Origin of the sequence: Leisingera aquaemixtae (assembly GCF_001458395.1) — a bacterium.
Taxonomy (GTDB): Bacteria; Pseudomonadota; Alphaproteobacteria; order Rhodobacterales; family Rhodobacteraceae; genus Leisingera; species Leisingera aquaemixtae.
The window spans coordinates 78,074-102,304 of sequence record NZ_CYSR01000040.1 but is presented as its reverse complement, the minus strand read 5'-3'; the positions used below and the strand labels follow the sequence as shown (position 1 = coordinate 102,304).

The 24,231-nt window shown below is 65.3% G+C and carries 23 protein-coding genes; 19 read left to right on the top strand and 4 right to left on the bottom strand.

Annotated elements, in window-relative coordinates; all coding sequences use genetic code 11:
• Nucleotides 1-146: 146 nt before the first annotated feature.
• The 4 genes from PHA8399_RS20610 to PHA8399_RS20595 form a co-directional block, all read right to left on the bottom strand.
• On the bottom strand, nucleotides 147-737 hold the full coding sequence (locus PHA8399_RS20610; protein WP_058287965.1) for a DUF6691 family protein: 591 nt from the start codon (nucleotides 735-737) through the stop codon (nucleotides 147-149).
• Nucleotides 738-740: 3 nt separating this feature from the next.
• Nucleotides 741-1,292: a YeeE/YedE thiosulfate transporter family protein gene (locus PHA8399_RS20605; RefSeq protein ID WP_058287964.1), complete on the bottom strand. Its 552-nt coding sequence runs from the start codon at nucleotides 1,290-1,292 to the stop codon at nucleotides 741-743.
• Between the two features lie 96 nt (nucleotides 1,293-1,388).
• The gene (locus tag PHA8399_RS20600; RefSeq protein WP_058287963.1) at nucleotides 1,389-2,654 is read right to left on the bottom strand and encodes a vWA domain-containing protein; all 1,266 of its coding nucleotides are present in this window, start codon (nucleotides 2,652-2,654) and stop codon (nucleotides 1,389-1,391) included.
• Nucleotides 2,655-2,721: 67 nt separating this feature from the next.
• Complete coding sequence (locus PHA8399_RS20595) at nucleotides 2,722-3,642, bottom strand: AAA family ATPase (protein WP_058287962.1); 921 nt, start codon at nucleotides 3,640-3,642, stop codon at nucleotides 2,722-2,724.
• 251 nt (nucleotides 3,643-3,893) lie between these two features.
• On the opposite strand from PHA8399_RS20595, the gene PHA8399_RS20590 reads away from it, so the two are divergent.
• The 19 genes from PHA8399_RS20590 (at nucleotide 3,894) to PHA8399_RS20500 (ending at nucleotide 24,145) form a co-directional block, all read left to right on the top strand.
• Nucleotides 3,894-4,958: a glycosyltransferase family 2 protein gene (locus PHA8399_RS20590; RefSeq protein WP_058287961.1), complete on the top strand. Its 1,065-nt coding sequence runs from the start codon at nucleotides 3,894-3,896 to the stop codon at nucleotides 4,956-4,958.
• Nucleotides 4,959-5,108: 150 nt separating this feature from the next.
• The gene (locus tag PHA8399_RS20585) at nucleotides 5,109-6,065 is read left to right on the top strand and encodes a hypothetical protein (protein ID WP_058287960.1); all 957 of its coding nucleotides are present in this window, start codon (nucleotides 5,109-5,111) and stop codon (nucleotides 6,063-6,065) included.
• 64 nt (nucleotides 6,066-6,129) lie between these two features.
• Complete coding sequence (gene pyrC / locus PHA8399_RS20580) at nucleotides 6,130-7,170, top strand: dihydroorotase (protein WP_058287959.1); 1,041 nt, start codon at nucleotides 6,130-6,132, stop codon at nucleotides 7,168-7,170.
• Between the two features lie 131 nt (nucleotides 7,171-7,301).
• The gene (locus PHA8399_RS20575) at nucleotides 7,302-8,660 is read left to right on the top strand and encodes a calcium-binding protein (RefSeq protein WP_082649598.1); all 1,359 of its coding nucleotides are present in this window, start codon (nucleotides 7,302-7,304) and stop codon (nucleotides 8,658-8,660) included.
• Between the two features lie 117 nt (nucleotides 8,661-8,777).
• Entirely contained in the window at nucleotides 8,778-9,458 is a 681-nt protein-coding gene (locus tag PHA8399_RS20570) for an orotate phosphoribosyltransferase (protein WP_058288162.1), read from the top strand.
• Nucleotides 9,459-9,787: 329 nt separating this feature from the next.
• Entirely contained in the window at nucleotides 9,788-11,311 is a 1,524-nt protein-coding gene (locus PHA8399_RS20565; protein ID WP_058287957.1) for a replicative DNA helicase, read from the top strand.
• A 195-nt stretch (nucleotides 11,312-11,506) separates the two neighbouring features.
• Entirely contained in the window at nucleotides 11,507-12,544 is a 1,038-nt protein-coding gene (gene alr, locus PHA8399_RS20560; RefSeq protein ID WP_058287956.1) for an alanine racemase, read from the top strand.
• The gene (locus PHA8399_RS20555; protein ID WP_058287955.1) at nucleotides 12,541-13,323 is read left to right on the top strand and encodes an MlaE family ABC transporter permease; all 783 of its coding nucleotides are present in this window, start codon (nucleotides 12,541-12,543) and stop codon (nucleotides 13,321-13,323) included. Before alr ends, PHA8399_RS20555 begins: the two co-directional genes overlap by 4 nt.
• Nucleotides 13,320-14,066: an ABC transporter ATP-binding protein gene (locus PHA8399_RS20550; RefSeq protein WP_058287954.1), complete on the top strand. Its 747-nt coding sequence runs from the start codon at nucleotides 13,320-13,322 to the stop codon at nucleotides 14,064-14,066. The genes PHA8399_RS20555 and PHA8399_RS20550 overlap by 4 nt, the downstream gene beginning before the upstream one ends.
• Nucleotides 14,067-14,203: 137 nt before the next feature.
• A complete protein-coding gene (locus tag PHA8399_RS20545; protein WP_058287953.1) occupies nucleotides 14,204-14,656 on the top strand; it encodes a paraquat-inducible protein A in 453 nt (150 codons plus the stop codon).
• A 142-nt stretch (nucleotides 14,657-14,798) separates the two neighbouring features.
• Nucleotides 14,799-15,581, top strand: coding sequence for a hypothetical protein (locus PHA8399_RS20540; RefSeq protein ID WP_058287952.1), 783 nt, complete (start codon nucleotides 14,799-14,801; stop codon nucleotides 15,579-15,581).
• Between the two features lie 187 nt (nucleotides 15,582-15,768).
• Nucleotides 15,769-17,130 (top strand): DNA repair protein RadA, encoded by a 1,362-nt coding sequence (radA, locus tag PHA8399_RS20535; RefSeq protein WP_058287951.1) that lies wholly within the window; start codon nucleotides 15,769-15,771, stop codon nucleotides 17,128-17,130.
• 42 nt (nucleotides 17,131-17,172) lie between these two features.
• Nucleotides 17,173-17,727, top strand: a complete 555-nt coding sequence (locus PHA8399_RS20530; protein ID WP_008553790.1) for a CvpA family protein — start codon at nucleotides 17,173-17,175, stop codon at nucleotides 17,725-17,727.
• 387 nt (nucleotides 17,728-18,114) lie between these two features.
• Nucleotides 18,115-18,792 (top strand): Hint domain-containing protein, encoded by a 678-nt coding sequence (locus PHA8399_RS20525; protein WP_058287950.1) that lies wholly within the window; start codon nucleotides 18,115-18,117, stop codon nucleotides 18,790-18,792.
• Between the two features lie 275 nt (nucleotides 18,793-19,067).
• A complete protein-coding gene (locus PHA8399_RS20520) occupies nucleotides 19,068-20,468 on the top strand; it encodes a selenium-binding protein SBP56-related protein (protein ID WP_058287949.1) in 1,401 nt (466 codons plus the stop codon).
• Nucleotides 20,469-20,471: 3 nt separating this feature from the next.
• Complete coding sequence (locus PHA8399_RS20515; RefSeq protein ID WP_058287948.1) at nucleotides 20,472-21,131, top strand: hypothetical protein; 660 nt, start codon at nucleotides 20,472-20,474, stop codon at nucleotides 21,129-21,131.
• Between the two features lie 355 nt (nucleotides 21,132-21,486).
• The gene (gene purF, locus PHA8399_RS20510; protein ID WP_058287947.1) at nucleotides 21,487-23,007 is read left to right on the top strand and encodes an amidophosphoribosyltransferase; all 1,521 of its coding nucleotides are present in this window, start codon (nucleotides 21,487-21,489) and stop codon (nucleotides 23,005-23,007) included.
• A gap of 159 nt (nucleotides 23,008-23,166) precedes the next feature.
• Nucleotides 23,167-23,709 carry a DUF2199 domain-containing protein gene (locus PHA8399_RS20505; RefSeq protein WP_058288161.1) on the top strand — a complete coding sequence of 181 codons (543 nt, stop codon included), beginning with the start codon at nucleotides 23,167-23,169 and terminating at the stop codon, nucleotides 23,707-23,709.
• Between the two features lie 160 nt (nucleotides 23,710-23,869).
• Nucleotides 23,870-24,145 (top strand): hypothetical protein, encoded by a 276-nt coding sequence (locus PHA8399_RS20500; protein WP_058287946.1) that lies wholly within the window; start codon nucleotides 23,870-23,872, stop codon nucleotides 24,143-24,145.
• The last annotated feature ends 86 nt before the right edge of the window (nucleotides 24,146-24,231 follow it).

The window sequence follows — 24,231 nt, the reverse complement described above, 5'->3', positions numbered from 1 at the left end:
CCCCGGGCCGCCCGGGCGGCGGCTGCCTTTAAACCTCGGCGCTGGCAGGGGAAGTTTCAAGCGCGAAGCGCCCGCAAAAGGCGGGCGAAAGACCGGAAAGCGCCCGCCATCCCCGGCGGGCGCTCCCCTGTTGCCCTGCGCGCAGTTTATTCCGCAGGCTGCGCGGCAGGTTTCTGCGGCAGCAGCCGTTCCGGCAGGGCAAAGGCCAATGCGATGAAGCCAAGGCCCAGGACGATCCCCAGAAGGTCGCCGGGCAGCGCGGTCAGGCCGTCGTATCCGGCGCCCGGCACTGTGCCCAGGGTCACCTTGCCGCCCGCGAAACTGTTCAAGAGGCCGCTGGCCTTCCACGCCGGGTAGGTGACCATATAGGCCGCCGCGCCCACCAGGCCGCCCGCGATGAAGAACAGCGCGTCCTTGCGGCCCGAGGCGGCAGCGACCACGCCGGTGCCGGGGCAGTAGCCCGCCAGCGCCCAGCCCGCGCCCAGCATCAGCCCGCCGATGAAGACGCCGGCATAGGCCGCCTTGACCGACATATGGCCAACATCGACCAGCCCCGCCATCTGGCCGCCGAACATCAAGACCGAGCCGGTGCCGATCGCCAGCAGGATGGTTTTCGCCAGGTTCAGGTCGGTGAGGTTCAGCATCTTGCCGATATAGTTGGGGTTGGAGGCCCCGATCCGGTCCAGCACCGCGCCGAAGGCGGCGCCGATCACGATTGCCAGGAGGATGGTTGTCATGGCTCAGGCCTCCTTCTTGAACAGCATCAGAGAGACGGGGATGGCGGCGGCAAAGGCGCCGGCGGCGAAGATGTAGCCCGACAGCGCGGTCTGCATCATGCCCGACATCATGTGGCCGGAGGTGCAGCCGCCCGCCAGCCGGGCGCCGTAAAGCACGATGAAGCCGCCAAGGAAGGCCGCGGCATAGCGTTTCGCCGGGCTGTCCCCGAAATTGGCGCGCCACAGGGCGTGCACGCTGCGCTCTGCCCCGGTGATGCCGCCGCGCAGCTTGGCCGACAGCAGCCCGCCCAGCGCCATCGCCAGCACGAAGACAAAGCTGTAGTTCAGCGGATTAGCGATGGCTTTCGCGTATTTGCCGTCCGATTTCGCCAGATAGGCGTTGGTGGAGGTATACCCGTCGGCGGTCTGCGTCACCAGCTGCGGGTTCACAGCGTCCGCGAGGATGCCGTCGAGGATCACAAACTGGGTCGAGACCCCGATGGGTTTGACCAGCAGCACCGCCAGGAAGAACACCAGCCCCAGCAAGAGCCCCCCGGCTTTCCAGTTGAGTGGCATGATGTCTCCTTTCGCACGTTACATTCTGCTTTCAGAATATATCATAGCCATAAGAGACGGTTTGATTCAGATCAAGTCACATTCCGGTTTTGGAATTCATTTTCCAGCAGGCGGCAGCAGCGCCATCAGGCGCGCCTTCTCGCCCGCATCGGAGGGGCTGGAGATCACCTGCGCCAACTCCTCCAGCGAGGCGATGGAGTGGCCTGCGCGGAAGCTGTCGGCATAGGGCAGCATGGCGCGGATGCCCTGCGCCTTGGGGGCAAAGCCGTCCCAGCGCAGCAGGGGGTTCAGCCAGATCAGGCGGCGCGACGACAGCTGCAGCCGCTGCATCTCGCGCGCCAGCGCCTCCGGGCCGCCGCGGTCCAGCCCGTCGGTGATCAGCAGGACCACCGCGCCCTGCCCCATCACCCGGCGCGACCAGTCGCGGTTGAAGGCGTGCAGGCAGTCGCCGATCCGGGTGCCGCCCTCCCAGTCCTGCGCTTCCGCCCCTGCGGCGGCCAGCGCCGCGTCGACGTCGCGCTGGTGCAGGTGGCGGGTGATATTGGTGAGCCGGGTGCCGAAGGTGAACCCATGCACCCGCGCCCAGCCCGCGCCCTTGGCGTTGGCGACGGAATGCAGGAAATGCAGGATGATGCGGCTGTACTGGCTCATCGAGCCGGAGATGTCGCAGAGCACCACCAGGTTGGGCCAGCGGATGCGGCGCTTGGCACGGGCGATTTCCTGCAGGTCGCCGCCCTGGCGCGCGGCCTTGCGCAGGGTGCGGCGCCAGTCCGCCCGGCGCCCGTTGGGCGAGGCCATCAGGCGGCGCGACTGGATCGGCGTCACCGGCAGCGCGAGCTGCGCCAAGATGCGTTTGGCGGCGGCAATCTCAGCCGTGCTCATCTGTTCGAAATCGAGGGTTTTCAGGCGCTCCTCAGCGGAGGCGGTGCGGGAGGCGTCGATGCCGATCTCCGTGCCCTCCGGCTCTTCCGCCGGGACATCGGGCGGATCGAGCATCCCGTCCAGCAGCGCCTCCGCCGCGCGTTTTTCGGCGGGTTTTGCCGTGCGCTCCTCCTGCACGCCGCGGATCGCGGGCAGCATCGCGGCCATCATCTGCTCAAGGTATCTGGGGTCGCGCCAGAACAGGCGGAAGACCTGGGCAAACACCAGCCGCTGCTCCGGCTTGGTGACGAAACAGGCGTGCAGGGCCCAGTAGAAATCCTCGCGGCTGGTGAAGCCTGCGGCGGCCACCGCCTGCACCGCGTCCAGCACCCGGCCGGGGCCGATCGGCAGCCCGGCCTTGCGCAGGGCGCGGGCGAAATGGGTGATGTTGCGGACCAGCTTGGGGTTGTCCGGCAGGGATAGCGGCGGATAGTCAGGCATCAGTGCCCCTGGGGGCGCTGCCCCCGGCCTCCGGCCTCCCCCGGAGTATTTTTTGAAAGATGAACCATCAGGCGGCGTCCAGGCTGGCGCGCGCCTGATCCAGAATGCGCTTGGCCTCGGAGCCCTGCAGGCGGGCGATGTCGTCCTGGTACTTGAGGATGGCGCCGAGAGTGTCGGCGATCACCTCAGGGCTGAGGGCGATGACGTCGAGCGCCAGCAGGCAATTGGCCCAGTCGATGGTTTCGGCCACCCCCGGCTTCTTGAACAGATCCTCGGTCCGCAGGGCCTGCACGAAGGCGACGATTTCGCGGCTGAGCTGCTGGCTGGCCTCCGGGGCGCGGGCGTTCAGGATTTCCACCTCGCGGCTGAAATCCGGGTAGTCGACCCAGTGATAAAGGCAGCGGCGTTTCAGCGCGTCATGCACTTCGCGGGTGCGGTTGGAGGTGAGCACCACGATGGGCGGCTCGGGGGCGTGGATGGTGCCGAGTTCCGGGATCGTCACCTGAAAGTCGCTGAGCGCCTCCAGCAGGAAGGCCTCAAACGGCTCATCCGTGCGGTCAAGCTCGTCGATCAGCAGCACCGGCGCGCCGCGCTCATCCGGGCGCATCGCCTGCAACAGCGGGCGTTCGATCAGGTAATCGGCGGAGAACAGTTCGTTCTGCAGGGCCACGCGGCCGGCGGCGCCTGCGGCTTCGCCCGAAACTTCTGCGGTGCGGATGGCGACCATCTGGGCGGCGAAGTTCCATTCGTAGACGGCGCTGGCGGCGTCCAGCCCCTCGTAGCACTGCAGCCGGATCAGGCGGCGGCCCAGGCCCGCGGCCAGCGCCTTGGCGATCTCGGTCTTGCCGGTGCCGGCCTCGCCCTCCAGGAACAGCGGGCGGCCCAGTTTCAGCGACAGGAACACCACCGTGGCCAGCGCCCGGCCGCAGACATAGCCCTGGCCGGAGAGAATCTGCTGGACCTGATCGATAGTCTGCGCCTGCTGCATGCTGAGCCTCCCTTTACCCCGCCCAACAGGCCACGCAGGACGGCCCCGGTCAAGCCGCGCGCCGCCGCGACGCTGCGGCGGCGCCGGCCCTGGACGGCCGCAGAGTTGTAAATCCCGTCCGGGCAGGTAAAACTTCACAACAGAGATGCGCTGACCCGGGCGCGGGTTACGAGGACCGAGAAGCACGCCATGCGCAAAGCCCCGCACAAGCTGTTCTGCCAGCCTGCCTCAATCCGGGAGGCCTGAGAGCGATGCGGGTACTGGCCGTCCTCTGCGTGCGCAACGAAGCTGCCTTTCTGCTGGAATGGCTGGCCCATCACCGGGCCGCCGGCTTTACCGATTTCCTGGTCTTTTCCAACAATTGCCAGGACGGGACGGCGCGGATGCTGGACCGGCTGGAGGCGCTGGGGCAGCTCGCGCATGTGCGCAACGAGGGGCCTTACGACAAGGGCGGCATCCAGTTCACCGCGCTGAAACAGGCGGACCGGCATCCGCTGATGAAGCTGATCGATTGGGTGCTGGTGCTGGATATCGACGAGTTTGTCTGCATCAAGACCGGCGATGGCACGGTGGCGGACCTGCTGGCGGCGCTGCCGCAGGCGGATGCGGTGACGCTGACCTGGCGGCTGTTCGGCAATGCCGGGATCGTGCGCTTTGAGGATCAGCCGGTGACGGAACAGTTCACCCGCTGCGCGCCGGAGGTGATCCACTGGCCCTGGCGGTCGGTGATGTTCAAGACGCTGTACCGCAACGACGGCACCTACCGCAAATGCGGCGTCCACCGGCCCCGCGACGTGAAAGACGCGGCGCGGCTGGACCGCTTCCGCTGGTTCGACTGCGAGGGGCGCGAGCTGGGCGCCGAGTTCAAGACCAAGCGACTGTTCTCCAGCTATGGCCAGCCGAACGGGCGCCTGGCGCAGTTGAACCACTACCCGCTGGGCGCGATGGAGAGCTATGTGCTGAAGGCCGACCGCGGCCGGGTCAACCGGCAGGCGGAGCTGGGGATGGATTACTGGGTGGAGCGCAATTACTGCGCGGCCAGCGACACTTCCATCCCGCGCAGCAGCGCGGCGCGGGCAGAGCTGCAAGCGGGCCTGCTGCGCGACCCGGAGCTGGCGCGGCTGCATACCAGCGCGGTGGCGTGGCGCCATGAACGGTTTGCAGCGCTGATGCAGCAGGAGCCCGCCCGCGCGCTGTTTGCCCGGCTGCTGATGACGCCGCCCTCACGCGCGGTGAGCCCGGCAGCGGCGGAGCTGCTGCGCGGCTTTGCCCTGCAGGGCCAGACCGCCAGAGCGCAGCCCGAAGACGGCAGCTGAACCGCAGGCGCCGCGCCGGAAGGCCGCCGAAAGGACGCTGCAACGCCCTAAAGAGGCAGAAGTTTTTCCAAATTTGGCCTCAATTGCCTCCTAACTGTGACTCCGAGCAGCAAGCCCGCAGTATTGCGACGGGCGCAGAGGATAGCAGGTATGCCGGACGGACTTGAAAATCTGGAAGAAGACCTCTCCGGGCTGAAGCCTGTGCAGTGGAAGGCCCGGATGGCGGCCCTGGCGGAAGAGTACGGAATGCACCAGCAACTGGGCAGCCGTCACTTCGCCACCTTCATCGACCAGGGCAACACGCTGCTGGTGACCTTTGAGACCATGCAGGGCATTCACAACCTGTCCGATCTGGCGCAGCCGCTGGGATTCGATCTGGTGAAGAACCTGGGCTGGTCGCACATGTGCGTGGTCTCCGACGGCGACACCTGGTTCCGCGATGACCGTATCTACGGCTTTTTCGACCAGCTGATTGATGACGGCTTCTTCGACGAATTTGACAATGTGATCTTTTACGGCGCAGGGCCTTGCGGCTATGCGGCGGCGGCCTATTCGGTGGCAGCCCCCGGCGCTGTGGTGGTGGCGGTGCAGCCGCAGGCGACGCTGGAGCCGCGGATGACCGAATGGGACGACCGGTTCACCGAGATGCGCCGCCTGTCGTTCACCGACCGCTACGGCTATGCGCCGGATATGCTGGATGCGGCGGAACAGGCCTTTGTGATCTATGATCCGCAGGAGCGTCTGGACGCCATGCACGCCTCGCTGTTTGCCCGCAAGAACGTGACCCGGCTGCGGGCGGCGTATCTGGGCGATGCGGTGCAGACCCGGCTGATCGAGATGGAGATGCTGTATCACATCCTGTCGCTGGCCGGCAGCCGTAAGCTGACGGCGGCGGCGTTCCACAAGCTGTTCCGCAGCCGCCGCAACAACTCTTTCTACCTGCGCAACCTGCTGGGGCGGCTGGAGCGCGAGGACCGCAACTATCTGGTTGCGCTGGTGTGCCGCAACGTGACCGAGCGGATGCGGGCGCCGCGGTTCCGCCGCCGCCTGCAGGAGCTGGAACAGCGGGCCGAAAGCGGCGAATTCCGGTTCCCGCCCAAACGCTGAACGGCGGCGCCGCCCGGTCAATCCGCCGCTTTGTTTCGCCGCTGCCATGTGGTAACGCGGGCGCATGACCCAGACGCTGACCATCCCCCGCCCCGACGACTGGCACCTGCATCTGCGCGATGGCGCGATGCTGCAGGCCGTACTGCCCGAAACCGCCCGCCATTTCGGCCGCGCCATCATCATGCCGAACCTGGTGCCGCCGGTGGTGACCGGGGACCAGGCCGCCGCCTACCGCGACCGCATTCTGGCGGCGCTGCCCGGCGGCATGGCGTTCGAGCCGCTGATGACCCTCTACCTGACCGAGGACACCGATCCGGCGGATGTGGCCGCCGCCCATGCCAGCGGATTGGTCAAGGCGGTGAAGCTGTACCCGGCGGGGGCGACCACCAATTCGGCCTCCGGTGTGCGCGATTTCGACAAGGTGCGCCCGGTGCTGGAGAAGATGGCCGAAATCGGCCTGCCGCTCTGCACCCACGGCGAAGTGACTGACCACGACATCGACATCTTCGACCGCGAGGCGGTGTTCATCGACCGGGTGCTGGACCCGATCCGCCGCTCCACGCCGGGGCTGCGGGTGGTGATGGAGCATATCACCACCAAAAACGCTGCCGACTACGTGGCGAGCCAGGAGCGTGATCTGGGCGCGACGATCACCACGCACCACCTGATCATCAACCGCAACCACATCCTGGTGGGCGGCGTCAAGCCGCATTACTACTGCCTGCCGGTGGCCAAGCGCGAGGAGCACCGGCTGGCGCTGCGGAGGGCCGCAACCTCGGGCGACAAGCGGTATTTCCTCGGCACGGACTCGGCGCCCCATACCGACCCGAACAAGGAAAGCGCCTGCGGCTGTGCGGGCTGTTTCACCGCCACAAATACCATGTCCCTCTTGGCGCATGTGTTCGAGGAAGACGGCGCGCTGGACAAGCTAGCGGGCTTTGCCTCCGAACACGGCCCTGCTTTTTATGGTCTGCCGGTGAGCGATCAGACGCTGACCCTGACCAAGTCGGAAACCGCCGTGGCGTTTCCGGAGAAGATCGAGACCGGCGACGGGCCTGTCACCGTGTTTGATCCGGGCTTTGAGGTTTACTGGCGTGCCGAATAGCAACACTTGTTAACCAACAGTAAAATTTCGCTCCCCTTCGCCTTGCCGGGAATCAGCAGCCCCACTCAAGTATCGGGCTATTGATTTCCGCCAGCGGCTGCCGCTGGCATTTACCGGTAAGGGGCAAGGGTATGACAACTTTTACGTTCAGTGGCGCGCGGGTCGATTACGACGGAGATACAACGACGAACGCCAGTTCGATCGAGGCCGCCGTGACGGTTACGAGCGCCAGCTCGACCTTCACATACACTTTCACCGGTGAAGAAGACGACGGAGTTTTCTTCATCGACATGAACGATGACGTCGCTCAGGCCATTCTCGGTGGCGTCAATCTGGACAATCCGGACTTCGATGTGCTTTCCGAGGAAGCCCTGATCACGCAGGCGAACTGGAAAAGCGGCGGATCGAGCGTCATTCTGATTATCTCACTTGAAACAGGTGCGAACACCGACACGGAATTCTACTTTGTACTGGATGGCAAAGCGTTGCCTGACATTGACACGTTGGGCTGGTCCGCAGTCGAGAACGATATTGCCTCCTTAACCAAACCGACTGGCGCGTATGGCGCGAACTCACCAATCGCTTGGTCCTCGATCGACGGGGCAACCTCCACCGAAGACGACGAGTTCTACGGCACGCCGGGCCGCGACACCTTTTATGGCGGTGCCGGTGACGACTATTTCGTCAGTTCCAACGGGCGCGACACCTATAACGGCGGCAGCGGCACCTTTGATCAGGTCGCCTTTACCAATGACCCGAATGGGGTCATTGCGCATCTGGGCAAGGGCACCGCGACGGACGGCTGGGGCAAGACAGACACGCTGAAAAGCATCGAGGCGCTGCGCGGCTCCGCCCATGATGACAAGCTGATTGGCAACGGCAAGGCCAACTACTTCCGCGGCATCGAAGGCAACGACACCATCAACGGCGGCAAGGGCAAAGACGAGGTCCGCTATGACCGCGACGCGCGCTATGGCGGCGAGGACGGCGTGACCGTGGACCTGGCCAAGGGCTTTGCCATCGACGGGTTCGGCGACCGCGACACGCTGAAAAGCATCGAACGGGCCCGCGGCTCGGAAAGCGCGGACAAGCTGCTGGGCAATGGCGGCGGCAACCGCCTGATGGGCCTGGGCGGCAATGACACGCTGTCCGGCAAAGGCGGCGATGACCTGATCATGGGCGGCGCCGGGCGCGACAAGATCCTGGGCGACGGCGGCAACGACGATCTGTTCGGAGACGGCGGCGCCGACCGGTTCATCTTCAGGGGCGCCTTCGGCGACGACACCGTGTCGGATTTCGAGACCGCCGGACGCAAGGAAAAGATCGACCTGTCCGATGTCACCCCCATCAAGTCGTTCCGCGATCTGAAGAACAACCACCTGTCCGAAAACGGCGATGGCGATGCCGTGATCAGCGACAACAACGGCAATACGATCACGCTGGACGGGATCGGGATCGCCGACCTGTCGGGCAACGATTTCATTTTCTGACCCGCGCTGCGGCCGGCCCCCGCGATCATTGGGGGCCGGCCCTTCGCCGGGGCTTCAAACCGGTGGCGTTCCGGTTTAAGGACAGCAAAACCGCTGCCGCAAAGGATGCCCGCCGCCATGATCCCCTCTTCCTACCCGTCGAAAGAAGAAATCGCCCGCCTGTCGGCCCGGATGCTGCTGGAAATCGGCGCGGTGAACTTCAATACCGAGACGCCCTATACGCTGGCGTCCGGCCTGCCCTCGCCCAGCTATATCGACTGCCGCAAGCTGATCTCCTACCCGCGCATCCGCTCCACCCTGATGGATTTCATGGCCGTCACCGTGATGCGCAACGCGGGCTTTGAGGCGTTCGACAACATCGCCGGCGGCGAAACTGCGGGCATTCCGTTTGCCGCGCTGGTGGCGGAGCGGCTGGCGCTGCCGATGACCTATGTGCGCAAGAAGCCCAAGGGCTATGGCAGGAACGCCCGCATCGAAGGGGTGATGACCGAGGATCAGCGGGTGCTGCTCGTGGAAGACATGACCACCGACGGCGGCTCGAAACTGTCCTTTGTCGATGCAATCCGCGAAACCGGCGCGTCTTGCGGCCACACCGCGGTGATCTTCTACTACGACATCTTCCCCGAAACCACCAAGCGCCTGGGCGACCACGGCGTTGAGCTGCATTACCTGTGCACCTGGTGGGATGTTCTGGCAGAAGCCAAGGCACAGAAAAGCTTCAGCGAGGAGACGCTGGCCGAGGTGGAGACATTCCTCAAGGATCCGCGCGCCTGGCAGGAAGCCAACAAGGCAGAGTGAGGCTGCGGCGGGCACATCGCCCGCCAGTCCGCCGCCAGGGCCGCAGCAGGCGCGGCACGCGAATATCCGCTTAACGCTTGGTTAAGCGTTCCCCGGCGGGCTGTGGAAAAGCCTGCCTCGAATCGTTCCCCGCGGCAGCTGATGCGCAGATATAGGGGCCTATCCAAACGCGGCCGCATCATGTAGCCTTCATAGGACAGGCTTGCTGGCCCATTGCGGTAAACAGCCCACAGGCCCGGTGCGGATATCCACAGGGAATCCCCAGAGATTCCCAGATAGGCGAATGGCCCCGCGCACCGTATAAGGCGGCCGGAAAGACGAGAGCAGTGATGAACGAGATTACCCCTTTCGACGGCGATATGCCCCCTGCTGCCCCGATGCCCGAACCGGCCGCGGCGCCGGCGGCCGCGATGCCGGACAACGAGCTGCCCCATTCGGTAGAGGCGGAACAGCAGCTGTTGGGCGCGATCCTGACCAACAACGAGGTCTACGACAAGATCGCGCTGATCATCGACTCGTCGCATTTCTATGACCCGGTCCATGCCCGCATCTATGAGGTGGCGGCGGCGCGGATCTCCAAGAACGCGCTGGCCTCGCCGGTGACGCTGAAGGCCTTCCTGGAGGACCACGAAGGGCTGAAGGAACTGGGCGGGCCGGCCTATCTGGCCAAGCTCGCCGGCGCGTCGATCTCCGCCTTTGCGGTGCGGGATTACGCGCAGATGATTTACGACCTGGCGATCCGGCGCGAGCTGATCGCCCTGGGCCAGAGCATTTCAGAAAAGGCACGCCGCGTTGACGTGGCATCAGAACCCAAAGAGCAGATTGTTGAGGCAGAGCAGGCGCTTTACCAGCTGGCAGAGCAGGGCCAGACGGAAAGCGGCTTCAAATCTTTCCTGAAGGCCGTCACAGAAGCGGTCAATGTGACCAACGAGGCGTATCAGCGGGGTGGCGGCATGGCCGGCATCTCGACGGGCCTGACAGACCTCGACAAACAACTTGGCGGCCTGCATCCCTCGGACCTCCTCATCCTCGCAGGCCGCCCCTCTATGGGCAAGACGTCGCTGGCGACCAACATCGCCTTCAACGTCGCCAAGGCATACAAACGCGGGGTGAAACCCGACGGATCGGAAGGCGCGCTGGATGGCGGCGTGGTGGGGTTCTTCTCGCTGGAGATGAGCGCCGAGCAGCTGGCGGGGCGTATTCTGGCGGAGGCGTCGGAAATCTCCTCGCACAAGATCCGCCAGGGCGACATGACCGAAAGCGAATTCCGCCGCTTCGTGCAAGCGGCAAAGGATCTGGAAAGCTGCCCGCTGTTCATTGACGACACGCCGGCCATTCCGATCTCCCAACTGGCCGCACGGGCACGGCGCCTGAAGCGGACCCACGGGCTGGACCTTTTGGTGATCGACTATCTGCAGCTGTGCCGCGGCATGGCCGACAACCGGGTGAACGAGATCGCCGAAATCTCGATGGGGATGAAGGCGATTGCAAAGGAATTGAACATCCCGGTGATCGCGCTGTCGCAGCTGTCGCGCCAGGTGGAGAACCGCGAGGACAAGCGTCCGCAGCTGTCGGACCTGCGGGAATCGGGCTCGATCGAACAGGACGCCGACGTGGTGATGTTCGTGTTCCGTGAGGAATACTACAAGGAACGGGAGAAGCCCGGCGACCACGAGCTGGAGAAGATGGAAGAGTGGAAGCAGGCGATGGAGCGGCTGCACGCCAAGGCCGAAGTCATCGTCGGCAAGCAGCGTCACGGCCCCATCGGCACGGTGGAGCTGTCGTTTGAGGCGCAGTTCACCCGCTTCGGCAACCTCGCCAAAGCCTGGCAGCAAGGCTACGACGAGCACTGATCCCGGCCCCTGCGGCCCGGATCGCGGAATTTCAGCGCTGCTGCCTGCCGGATCCATTGACCGTCAGGCCATCAGCACCAGCCCGGGCCGGCTCCCCCGCCGGACCGGGCTTTTTTGCTTCTTCAAAGGCAAACCTCCGCCGGCATTCCGGTTTTTCCCCCTTGACCTGCGCCCCGCCCATGTCATGAACACCGCATGAGCACGGCAAGATTGACAATCAACCTGGATGCGCTGGTCACCAACTGGCGGAATCTGGATGCGCTGACCAACTGCGAGACGGCCGCGGTGGTCAAGGCGAACGGCTACGGCCTGGATGCAGGCCGCGTCGGCAAGGCGCTGGCCCGGGCGGGCGCGCGCAACTTCTTTGTGGCCGCGGCCGAGGAAGGCGGCGCGCTGCGCCGCGCGCTGGGGCCGGGCCCCGGCATTTCGGTGTTCTCCGGCCATATGGAGGGCGACGCCAAGCTGTTGAAGGATTTCCAGCTGACGCCGATGCTGAACTCGCTGGACCAGATGCTGCGCCATTTCGAGACCCTGCCGGGCCACCCGTTCGGGGTGCAGCTGGACAGCGGCATGAACCGGCTGGGCATGGAGGCGGGCGAATGGGCCGCGGTGGCGGAAATCGCCCTGGGCCAGAACCCGGTGCTCCTGATGTCGCATCTGGCCTGCGCCGATGAGCCGGGCCACGGCATGAACGCCCGCCAGCTGCACACCTTCCGCGAGCTGACGGACGGGCTGGACATTCCCCGCTCGCTGGCCGCGACCGGCGGGATGCTGCTGGGCGCCGATTACCACTTCGACCTCTGCCGCCCCGGCATCGGCCTCTATGGCGGGCTGCCGTTCAAGGACGCGCTGCCGGTGGTGCAGCTGGACCTGCCTGTGATTCAGGTGCGCGATATGGAGCCGGGCGAAAGCGCCGGTTACGGCAATGCCTGGGTCGCCAAACGCCCCAGCCGCATCGCCACCGTTGCCGCCGGCTATGCCGACGGGTTGCACCGTGCGATGGGCCAGGGCGGCATTCAGGTTTACGCAGGCGATACCCCCTGCCCCGTTGTCGGCCGCGTCTCGATGGATCTGATCACCGTGGATGTCACCGACCTGGCCGAGGTGCCGGACATGCTGGCAATCCTGAACGAGCGCCAGACAGTGGACATGCTCGCCGATGCGGCGGGCACCATCGGCTATGAAATCCTGACCTCCTCAGGCCACCGTTCGGCACGGACATATCTGGGATGACTCCAATCGCTCTCCTGGCCCGGCTGGGCCGCACCGCCCTGGCGGGGCTGTCGGCTGTTGGCCGCGCGGCGCTGTTTGCGCTGGGGGCCTTCAGCCATATGCTGCGCCCGCCCTATTACCCGCGGGAAGTGCTGAACGCGCTGCTGAACATCGGCTGGCTGTCGCTGCCGGTGGTCGGCCTAACCGCGATTTTCACCGGCGGCGCGCTGGCGCTGCAGATCTATGCCGGTGGCGCCCGCTTCAACGCCGAAGCCGTGGTGCCGCAGATCGTCGCGATCGGCATGGTGCGCGAGTTGGGCCCGGTTCTGGTCGGGCTGATGATCGCGGCACGGGTGACCTCTTCCATTGCGGCGGAGATCGCCACCATGAAGGTGACCGAGCAGATCGACGCGCTGGTGACGCTGTCCACCCATCCGATGAAGTACCTGGTCGCGCCCCGCGTGCTGGCGGCGCTGATCACGGTGCCGGTGCTGGTCGGCATCGGCGACATCATCGGCATCATGGGCGGCTATACGGTGGCGGTGCAGAACCTCGGCTTCAACGCTGCCGCCTACCTCAAGAACACGGTCGACTTCCTGGAGCCGCTCGACATCGTCTCCTCGCTGGTCAAGGGCGCGGCATTCGGCACCATCGCGGCGATGATGGGCTGCTACTACGGCATGCAGTCGGGCCGCGGCGCGCAGGGCGTGGGCCGGGCCACCAAAGGCTCGGTGGAAGCCGCCGCGGTGCTGATCCTGGCCGCCAACTTTGTCCTCACAGGGGTGTTCTTCTCGCTATGATCCGCATGGAAAACGTCCATAAGGCCTTTGGCGACAACCAGGTGCTGAACGGCATGACCCTGGAGATCCCCAAGGGCACCTCGATGGTGATCATCGGCGGCTCCGGCACCGGCAAATCGGTGGCGCTGAAAAGCATCCTGGGGCTGATCACGCCGGACTCGGGGCAGATCTTTGTCGATGGCAAGCCCGCAGACTCCGGCGACCGCGACAAGTTCCTGGCCCGCTTCGGCATGCTGTTTCAGGGCGGCGCGCTGTTTGACAGCTTGCCGGTCTGGCAGAACGTGGCCTTCCGCCTTTTGCGCGGCACGCTGAAGCGCCCGGCGGAGGAAGCCCGCGCCATCGCCATCGAAAAGCTGCGCCGCGTGGGCCTGAAGGCCAATGTGGCCGACCTGTTCCCGTCGGAGCTGTCCGGCGGGATGCAAAAGCGCGTGGGCCTCGCCCGCGCCATTGCGGCGGAGCCGGAGATCATCTTTTTCGATGAGCCGACCACCGGGCTGGACCCGATCATGTCCGGTGTGATCAACGACCTCATTCGCGAGATCGTGGTGGAGATGGGCGCCACAGCCATGACCATCACCCACGACATGACCTCCGTGCGCGCCATTGCCGACAATGTGGCGATGCTGCACGGCGGGGTGATCCAGTGGACCGGCCCCGTCGCCGAGATGGACCACTCGGGCGATCCCTATCTCGACCAGTTCATCCACGGCCGCGCGGAGGGGCCGATCGAGGCGGTGAGGTAACAGCTCGGCTTGAACGGGCTTGATCCTCTTCTTCTGGCTGCAAATATCCCGGGGGAGCCGCGCGCCCCGCGCGGCGGGGGCAGCGCCCCATCGCGGACCGGCCTCGGCCCGGGCCGCTGCCAGTTTTGGAGATGCAGATGATCCTCCGCCTACTCACCCTCTCGCTCCTGATCCTCTACCCCGTGGCCTGGTTTGCGCCGCTGATGCGGGCGGGGCTCTTGCCGGTCTTCGGCCTCAGCGAGATCTCGGTGATCACGGGGCTGCAATCCCTGTGGGGCAGTGATGCGGTGCTGGCGCTGATCGTGACCTTCTTTGCGATCTTCGCGCCCTACCTCAAGACCATCGGCCTGGCGCTGGTGCAGTGGAACCTGCTGGACGCGCGGCTGAAGCCGGTGCTGCACGTGCTGGGCAAGCTCGCGATGGCCGATGTGTTCCTGATCGCGCTCTATATCACCCTTGCCAAGGGCATCGGTCTCGCCACCATCGAGACCGCCTGGGGCCTCTACCTGTTCACCGGCTGCATCCTGGCCTCGCTGGTGCTGGGCATGGCAAATACGGCGCAGGCGTTAAGGAAAGATATCAGCGGATAGTTGCCATAAATTTGATTCTTGTGCAACATTTTGCCGACGAACCGCGTTGTTGTGTTCCGAGGGTGCCGCCGTGGACGGCCTGAGAAGGCCACCCCCCCTGCCACCGGCCCCCGGGTGGTTTCGCTATTTTGGAGGGGTATTCATGTCCGCTGTTCACACTGTCCTGTTCAAATCCCAGGCGCTGTTCCTGCGCCTTACGTTTGCTCTGATCTGCATTGCCGCCCTGGGCGCGGTCTTGGCGACAGCGCTGTCTGCTGCCGGTGTCTGGCCCTGGCTGACGCTGCAGGCGGGGCTGGACGGGACCTATTATCCGCAGGCCGGCATGGTGGCGCAGATCACGCTGACCGCGCTGGTGCTGATGCTGGCGTTTTTCCTGCCTGCAAACGGCCGCATGCTGGCGCTGGAAAACTCGCACCGCAAATTCAGCGTGCAGATGGAGGATGTGGCCCGCGCCTATCACACCGCCCATGCCGGCGACCGCAAGGGGCTGTTCACCGCCCGCTCCGAGTTCGACGCGGTGAAGGAACGGCTGGCCTTCATGCGCAACCACCCGGACCTGGGCGACCTGGAACCGGAAGTGCTGGAACTGGCGGCGCAGATGAGCCAGGTCAGCCAGGATTTGGCCAGCACCTATTCCGACGCCAATGTCGACCGTGCCCGCACCTTTCTGAAGCAGCGCCAGCAGGAACTGGATGCCTTCCAGGCCCGGCTGGAGGATGCCAAGATGGTGATGCACGAGCTGCGCCAGTGGACCCGCGACGTGGAAATAGAGGAATCGCTGGCAAAATCGCACCTGGGTCGCCTGCGCGAGGAGCTGTTCGAGCTGCTCCCGGAACTGTCGGCGCAGCTGCAGAGCCCGCCGGACGGCACCGATCCCGAAACCGGCAGCGTGGTGGCGATGAAGCCGCCGCGGCGCGCCGACTGACTTGGGTGCCGGGGCGCTGCCCCCGGCCCTCACGGGCCTCCCCCGGGATATTTTCAGCCAGATGAAGACCGGATCCATCTTCATCTGGCCCCAAATATCCCGGAGCGCGAGGCAGAGCCTCGCATCCGGCGGTGCAGCCAGCCGCAGCCCTCTTGAACAAAACAGAAACATCTGCCACTGATCCGGCATGGCAAAAACAACTTTCTCCTGCTCGGCCTGCGGGGCCAGCTTCTCCAAATGGTCAGGCCGCTGCGAAGGCTGCGGCGACTGGAACACCATCAGCGAAGATCAGGGGCTGTCCTCCGGTCCCGCCAAGAAGTCCTTGGGCGTGAAGCGCGGCCGCACCATTCAGCTGACGGATCTGTCGGCGCGGGAGACGCCGCCGCCGCGCACCTGCTGCGGCGCGGGAGAGCTGGACAGGGTGCTGGGCGGCGGGCTGGTGCCGGCCTCGGCGATCCTGGTGGGCGGCGATCCGGGCATCGGCAAATCCACCCTGCTGCTGCAGGCGGCTGCGCGATTTGCCCATGCGGGGCTGAAGACGGTTTACGTGAGCGGCGAGGAAGCCTCGGCCCAGGTGCGGATGCGGGCGCAGCGGCTGGGGCTGGCGGATGCGCCGGTGCAGCTGGCAGCGGAGACCAACCTGCGCGACATCCTGACGACGCTGGAGGCGGAGAAGCCGCAGCTGGCGATCATCGACTCGATCCAGACCATGTGGGCCGATCACGTGGACAGCGCGCCCGGGTCCGTCAGCCAGGTGCGCGCGGCAGCGCATGAGCTGACCACCTTTGCCAAGCGCAACGGGGTGTCGGTGATCATGGTGGGCCATGTCACCAAGGACGGCCAGATCGCAGGCCCCCGGGTGGTCGAGCATATGGTCGACACGGTGCTGTATTTCGAGGGCGAGCGCGGCCACCAGTTCCGCATCCTGCGCGCGGTCAAGAACCGCTTTGGCCCGGCCGATGAGATCGGGGTGTTCGAGATGACCGGCGGCGGGCTGGCGGAAGTGGTGAACCCCTCTGCCCTGTTCCTGTCCGAACGCGGCGAGCCCAGCCCCGGATCGGTGGTGTTTGCGGGCATCGAGGGCACCCGGCCGGTTCTGGTCGAGCTGCAGGCGCTGATTGCGCCCTCGCCGCATTCGCAGCCGCGCCGGGCGGTGGTCGGCTGGGATTCATCGCGGCTGGCGATGATCCTGGCCGTTCTGGAGGCGCGCTGCGGCATTCCGTTTGCCGGGCTGGATGTCTACCTGAACGTGGCGGGCGGCATGAAGATTTCCGAACCGGCCGCCGACCTGGCGGTGGCCGCGGCGCTGCTGAGTGCACGGGAAGACGTCGCTTTGCCTGCCGATACCGCGGTTTTCGGAGAAATTTCGCTATCCGGGGCCCTGCGCCCGGCGCCGCAGACCGAAAACCGGTTGAAAGAGGCGCAAAAACTTGGTTTCACGGCGGCGATTGCCCCAAGCGGCAGTAAAACCGTGTCCGTAAATGGCCTGAACTTGCGAAAGTCCAGCGACCTAGCCGGTTTTGTTGGCGAATTCTTCGGGGCCGGCTAAAGTCGCAAAAAATTTGATACCGCAGGTAAACGGGCGAGGGACATGGAAGGTTTCACAATCATTGACGGGGTCGTGGCCCTGGTCATCGTCGTATCGGCGCTGCTGGCCTATTCGCGCGGATTCGTGCGCGAGGCCATGGCCATCGCCGGCTGGATCGCCGCCGGCATTCTCGCCTTCATCTTTGCGCCGCAGGTCGAGCCGCTGATGGCGGAGATCCCGGTGATCGGCGAATTCATCGCCGACAGCTGCGAGCTGTCGATCATCGCCGCCTTTGCCGCGGTGTTCGCGCTGGCGCTGATCGTGGTCTCCTTCTTCACGCCGCTGTTCTCGACCCTGGTGCAGCGCTCGGCGCTTGGCGGAGTGGACCAGGGCGCGGGCTTCTTCTTCGGGGTGCTGCGCGGCATCCTTCTGGTGGCGATTGCCTTCTTCCTCTATGCGGTGGTGATGACCGGGCAGAGCTTTACCGTGGTTGACGAAAGCCGCTCGGCGGTGGTGTTCGAGCGCATGATCGGCAAGATCGAGGAGCGCAATCCCGAGCAGGCCCTGGGCTGGGTCACCCAGCAGTACGAGGCGCTGATCGGCAGCTGCGGGCAGTAACCGCGCAAAGCACATTTCCGGGACAGATCCGAACGGGCGCCGCAGTGGCGCCCGTTTTTCTTTGCTATCAAAGCGTTCACACAGTTATCCACAGAGTCATCACCGTAATTATTAACAGCGCAACCGTGCGTTAATACCTTGTTAACCAACAGGAATCGCGATTCGAGCCGCGCGGGCGCCGAGCGTCAAACGACGGTCAATTCTTAACAAATCCTCAGGCTGCACCGTCAAAAGGTTAACAATGCCGGGTAAAACCGTGCTTTTGTCCCCAAAAATCCGCCGCATCCCGGAAGGGGCCGCACCCCTGCCCCAATTTGGTCCCAATTCGGGGGCCTGATGGCTTCAACGGCAAGACGCCGGGCCAAAGACGCTCAGAAGGGACACAAAATGCAGCTGGATCACACCACAGATTTCGCCGACTTCCTGCCGGTTGACATGCTGCTGAACACTCCCCTGCCGCAGTCCTGCAACCCGGCGCCGAAGCGCGCCCGCATCCGCAGCGGCGGCTTTCTGCCCGCCACCCTGGTGGAGACCGAAGAAGGCTTCAAGCAAGCCCGCGACATCAAGCCCGGCGACATGGTGTTCACCTTTGACGGCGGCGCCCAGGAAGTGAAAGCGGTCCGCCATGCCGTGCCGCGCCTGACCACCTGCATGCATGTCCCCGCCGGCGCCCTGGGCAATGACACCGATCTGATGCTGCCCTCCGACCAGAAAGTGGCGCTGGAGATGGACACCGCCGAGCGCCTGTTCGGGTTGCCGGTTGTGGTCACCAAGCTGATCGCCCTGGCCGGCTACAAGGGCATCACCGCCGCCGCGCCCGAGCGTCTGGGCCGGATCCATTTCGAATTCGAGGAAGAAGAGCTGGTCTGGGCCGAAAGCGGCATGCTGCTGCCCGCCGGCGATGACTCCGAAGGCTCTGCCTTTCACCATCTGTCGCTGACCGAAACCCGCCAGGTCCTGGCCAGCGGCGAGGGCCGTGCCCTTGCGGACACCGGCATGGGCGCGGAAGACGCCCGCCTGCCTGCGCCGCTGGACAACCTTCTGGACCGCATTCTGGCGGCCTGACCGCCAACCGTTTTTCCCTCCCCCACCTTCGGCCCGCCCCTGTGCGGGCCTTTCCTTTTGCCGCGTCACACCCAAGGCGATCGTGCAGAGGTCCGCCCGGCCGGCCTGGCAGCGGCCAAAACGCGCGCATTACGGCCATTCAGGCAGAACATTATTCCCCAAGGCGGGCGCAATTCAAAAAAATTTGCCCGAAATCCGGATGTGTGCCAGCATCGCCCCGGGCGCAGCTAGAAGACCAAAATTTCAGGCGCCTGTTTTCCAGGGAGGATTTGACGATGAACTTGAGGCCTGACCCCACTTTTCATGCCACCCCCAGGCTTGCCATGGAGGCCCCGGCGGAAACGCTGGCCTTTACCCTGATGCTGAGTCCCGACGGCTCCCAGCCGGACGGGCTGGCAGTGGTCGATGTCGACCCGAAGTCCGACAGCTATGGCGAGATCGTGCATCAGCTGATCATGCCCAACAAGGGCGACGAATTTCACCACTTCGGCTGGAACGCCTGCTCCTCGTCGCTGTCGCCGCTGTCCGGCCACGCGTTTCTGGAGCGGCGCTATCTGATTATTCCGGGCATCCGCTCCAGCCGGATCTATGTGGTGGACGTGAAGGAGCCGCGCGCGGCGAAGATCCACAAGATCATCGAACCCGAGGAGGTTTTTGCCAAGACTGGCTATTCGCGCCCGCACACCATCCACTGCGGCCCTGAAGGCATCTATGTGTCCACCCTGGGCGGCGGCGGCGAGGATGGCACCGACGGGCCCCCGGGCATCTTCATCATGGATTGCGAGACCTTCGAGATCCTGGGCCGCTACGAGATGGACCGCGGCAAGCAGGACAAGCATTATGACTTCTGGTGGAACCTGCCGCGCGACTACATGGTGAGCTCGGAATGGGGCCTGCCGCCGCAGTTCGAGAACGGCATCGTGGCGGAGGATCTGCTGAGCAACAAATACGGCCACTCGATCCATTTCTGGAACCTGCGCCAGCGCAAGAACGTGCAGACCATCGACCTGGGTGAAAACCACCAGATGGCGCTGGAGATCCGGCCCGCGCATGATCCCTCCAAGGATTACGGGTTTTGCGGTGTGGTGGTTGACACCACCAACCTGCAGGGCGCGATCTTCACCTGGTGGCAGCAGGCCGACGGCAGCTTTGAGGCCAAGAAGACCATCACCATCGACCCGCGGCCCGAGAAGCCGGAAAACCTGCCGCCGCTGTTGCAGGGGTTCGAGGCGGTGCCGCCCCTGGTCACCGATATCGACCTGAGCCTGGATGACAGGTTCCTGTACGTCGCCTGCTGGGGCCTGGGCGAGATGCATCAGTATGATGTGTCCGACCCGATGAACCCCAAGCTGGCCGGCAAGGTGGAGATCGGCGGCATTGCGCGGAACGCCAAGCACCCCAACGGCAAGGACTTTGCCTATGGCCCGCAGATGGTCGAGATCAGCCGCGACGGCAAGCGGGTCTACTGGACCAACTCGCTCTATTCCACCTGGGATGACCAGTTCTATCCGGACGCCGAGGGCGGCCAGATGGTGATGGCCAATGCCGGTGAAAACGGCGGGCTGGAGCTGGACAAGGACTTCTATGTGGAATTCCCCAAAGGCTACCGCAGCCACCAGATCCGGCTGGAGGGCGGCGACTGCTCCACCGACAGTTTCTGCTACCCCTCCGCCTGACGCGTGGCAGAGATCAGCACGGCGGCGGCCCTGTGGGGGGCCGTTGCCGCCTCTGGCGTCTATCACGGCGTGAACCCCGGCATGGGCTGGCCCTTGGCGGTGTCAGCCGCGCTGATGGACCGGTCACAGGGCAGCCTGTGGCGGGCGCTGGCGGCGCTGGCGGCCGGGCACCTCTTGGCGATGGCGGCGATCCTGTTTCCGTTCTCGGCGCTGATGGTGCTGGCACAATGGCATCGCGAGATCCAGACCGGGGCCGCCTGCCTGGTGATTGCCCTGGGCCTCTATTTGCTGTGGAACCGCCGCCACCCGCGGTTCCTGGCGCGGGTGCCGCCGTCGCGGCTGGTGCTGTGGTCCTTCCTGGCGGCGATGGCGCATGGCGCGGGGCTGATGCTGGTGCCGATCTACCTCGGGATCTGCCGCACGGTTGAGACGGATGCAGGCCACGCCGCCGCCGGCACGCTGATCACCGGCAATGCGGGTATCGCGGCGCTGGTGGCGCTGCTTCATACCGCTGCGATGACCGCCGCGGGCGGCGTGCTGGCCTATGGGATCTACCGCTGGGTGGGGCTGAAATTCCTGTCCAGAGGCTGGTTCAACCTGGACCTGGTCTGGGCGCTGAGCCTGGTGCTGGTCGGGTCCATCTCGCTGCTGACGCTGCCCTGACGGCAGGGGTGCTTCCCCGCCGCCGCCGCAGTGCAGCGGGGATTTGTGATCCTTTGATGACAGAGGGAAAGAAAGCCACTATGTGAGGGCGCGAACAGGAAACGGATTCGGAGCCTCACCGCCTTGCCGCTGCTGCCCGCCTGCCTTTGTGGACATGACCTGCCGCGCCCGGCGCCGGGGTCTGCTGCCGCAATCGGCCCTCAGGCCGGCGGCCGGGCCCGCGCCCAGGCAGCGGGCCGGAGTGCGGCCAGGGCAGCCGGATTGGCGCGCCGGCGCACAAATGCGCTAGACTGCCGGCACCACCGCTTCCAGCATCAACCGAACAGCAAAGCCTAAGTGGGATTGGAGCCAGCCAATGTGCGGGATTTTGGGGATCGCAAGCCGGGACACGGATGTCTTTGCGGAAATTTATGACGGGCTCTTGATGCTGCAGCACCGCGGCCAGGACGCCTCGGGCATCGTGACCTACACCGGCGAGTTCTTCCGCGAGCGCAAGGAAAACGGGCTGGTCAAGGATGTGTTCGGCCCCGCAGACGCCGAGACCCTGACTGGCCGCGTCGGCATGGGCCACGTCCGCTATCCCACTGCGGGCTCGCTCAGCGCCTCCGAGGCGCAGCCGTTCTTCGTCAACGCGCCCTACGGCATCTACCTGGTTCACAACGGCAATATCACCAACACCGCCGAGCAGCGCGAGAAGGTGACCGGCAAGTACAGCCGCCACCTGCGCACCACTTCGGATTCGGAAATCCTGCTGAACGTGCTGGCCGACAAGGTCGCCGACGCGATCAAGGTGAACGGCAATGCCGACCCCGTCCGCAACATCCTGGCCGGCGTCAAGATGACGATGGAGCGGGTGCAGGGCGCCTATTCCGTGCTCTGCCTGATTGCCGGCGTCGGCATGCTGGCCTTCCGCGACCCGCATGGCATCCGGCCCCTGTCGATGGCCGCGCGCCCGGCGGCGGACGGCGGCACCGATTACGCCTTTGCCTCCGAAGACGTGGCCTTTGGCATCAACGGCTTCAAGAAAACCCGCGACGTCAAGCCGGGCGAGGCGATCCTGGTCGATCTGGAGGGCAACCTGCACGAGTTCCAGGCGGTCGAGGGCAAGCTGACCCCCTGCATCTTCGAATATGTCTACCTGGCCCGCCCCGACTCGATGATGGACGGGGTGTCGGTCTACAAGACCCAGCTGCGCATGGGCCAGGCGCTGGCCAAGCAGATCGAGGAGTCGGGGCTGGAGATCGACAGCATCATCCCGGTGCCCGATTCGGCCCGCCCCGTGGCGCTGGAAGTCGCCAATTCCACCGGCATCCGCTACCGCGAAGGGCTGGTGAAGAACCGCTATGTGGGCCGCACCTTCATCATGCCCGGCCAGGCCGAGCGGCAGAAGTCGGTGCGCCGCAAGCTCAACGCGATTCCGCTGGAGTTCAAGGACCTGAACGTGCTGCTGATCGACGATTCGATCGTGCGCGGCAACACCATCAAGAAGATCGTGCAGATGTGCCGCGAAGCGGGCGCCAAGAAGGTCTACGTCGCCTCCGCCTCGCCGCCGGTGAAGTACCCCAACGTCTATGGCATCGACATGCCGACCAAGCACGAGCTGATCGCAAACGGCCTCAGCATCGAGGAAATCCGCGACGAGCTGGGCGCCGACGCGCTGTTCTACCAGAACCTCGACGACCTGATCTGGGCCGCCAAGGAAGGCAACCCGGATATCGAGCAGTTCGACTGCTCCTGCTTTGACGGCAACTATGTCACCGGCGTCACCAGCGAGTACCTGAACGCGCTGGAAAGCAGCAGCCGGGTCAGCGCCAAGATCCAGGACATGCCGGTCCCCGGCGCCTCCTGGAACGCCCCCAACCTGGCCTCCGGCTGACCCCGCCCTGCCCCCTTGCGGAAAGGGGGGTTTGAACTTCCGGCCGCATCCGCGTATGAGGGCCGCGACCACTGCATGGACAAGGCGCTGGCCGTGACGGCCCGCGCCTTTTTATGCTTCCAGACGAAAGGCCGCCTCTTGGACGCGCATCTTGCCCGCATGCTGACCTCTCCGCGCCAGTGCCGCTGCTGCGGCGCCACCTTTGCGCAACTGCTGAGCCTGAGCTGCGACCGGCCCGATATCTGCTCCGAGGATATGGAGGTGGAGGACAACTCCGCCGTCCTGGCCACCCGCGGCGACATCCTGACCGACGATTTCTGCCGCCTGGGCGATCTGCGCTTTGTCCGCGCGGTGCTGGCGATCCCGCTGCCCGGCAGCCGCGGCGAGGAGTTTCTGCTGGGCACCTGGGCCAGCCTAAGCCGCGACGATTTCGACGCCTATCTCGACCTGTTCGAGATGCGCGAGACGGAAAAGCTGGGCGACCGCCCGGCCTGGCTGGCCAATGCGATCCCGCCGGATATGCCGATGCCCGCGGGCTGCGTTCTGGAGATGCGGCCGGAGGGCCAGTATCCGGAGCTCAAGGTCACCGAGCAGAACCACCCGCTCTATCCGCTGCAAAAGGACGGCGCCGAGCTGGAGGAGCTTCTGGAGCTGCTCTATGCCTATGGCCACGACCTGCCGTCGCTGGTTTTCGACGCCTGACGGGGCATTTCAGCGCAGGCGCGTGCGGCCGGCCGCGGCGGCGGCCTTCCACCGATTGCGCCCCCGCCGGTCCGCGGCTTCCCGCCGAGCCGCACGCAGGCTGGTTGAACCGGCCCGGCCGATTGACCAGATACGCCCTGACACATCGGGGATGAAGAACATGGCAAACGCAGAGACGGCGGGCGGCACACCCGCCAAGGTGGCCGGACTGGCCACCCAAGGCAATGCAGTGAACCGCAACCGGCTGAACCTTCTGGGCATCTACGGCCCCGAGAACAGCCTGACCGCGCTGGTGCGCCTGCCCAACGGCCGCACCAAGACCGTGACCCGCGGCACCCGCCTGTCCTCGCTGGGCCAGGTGGTGGCAATCGACGCCGAGGGCCTGGTGCTGAGCGCCAACGGCGAGACAAAACGCCTGCCGATGCCCGGCAGCTGAGCGCGGGAGCGCCGCAAATTTCTTCGAAGAAGTTTGCCAAGAATTTTTGAAAACTCTTGCCCCGGGCCGCTGCCTCTTGACCTGCC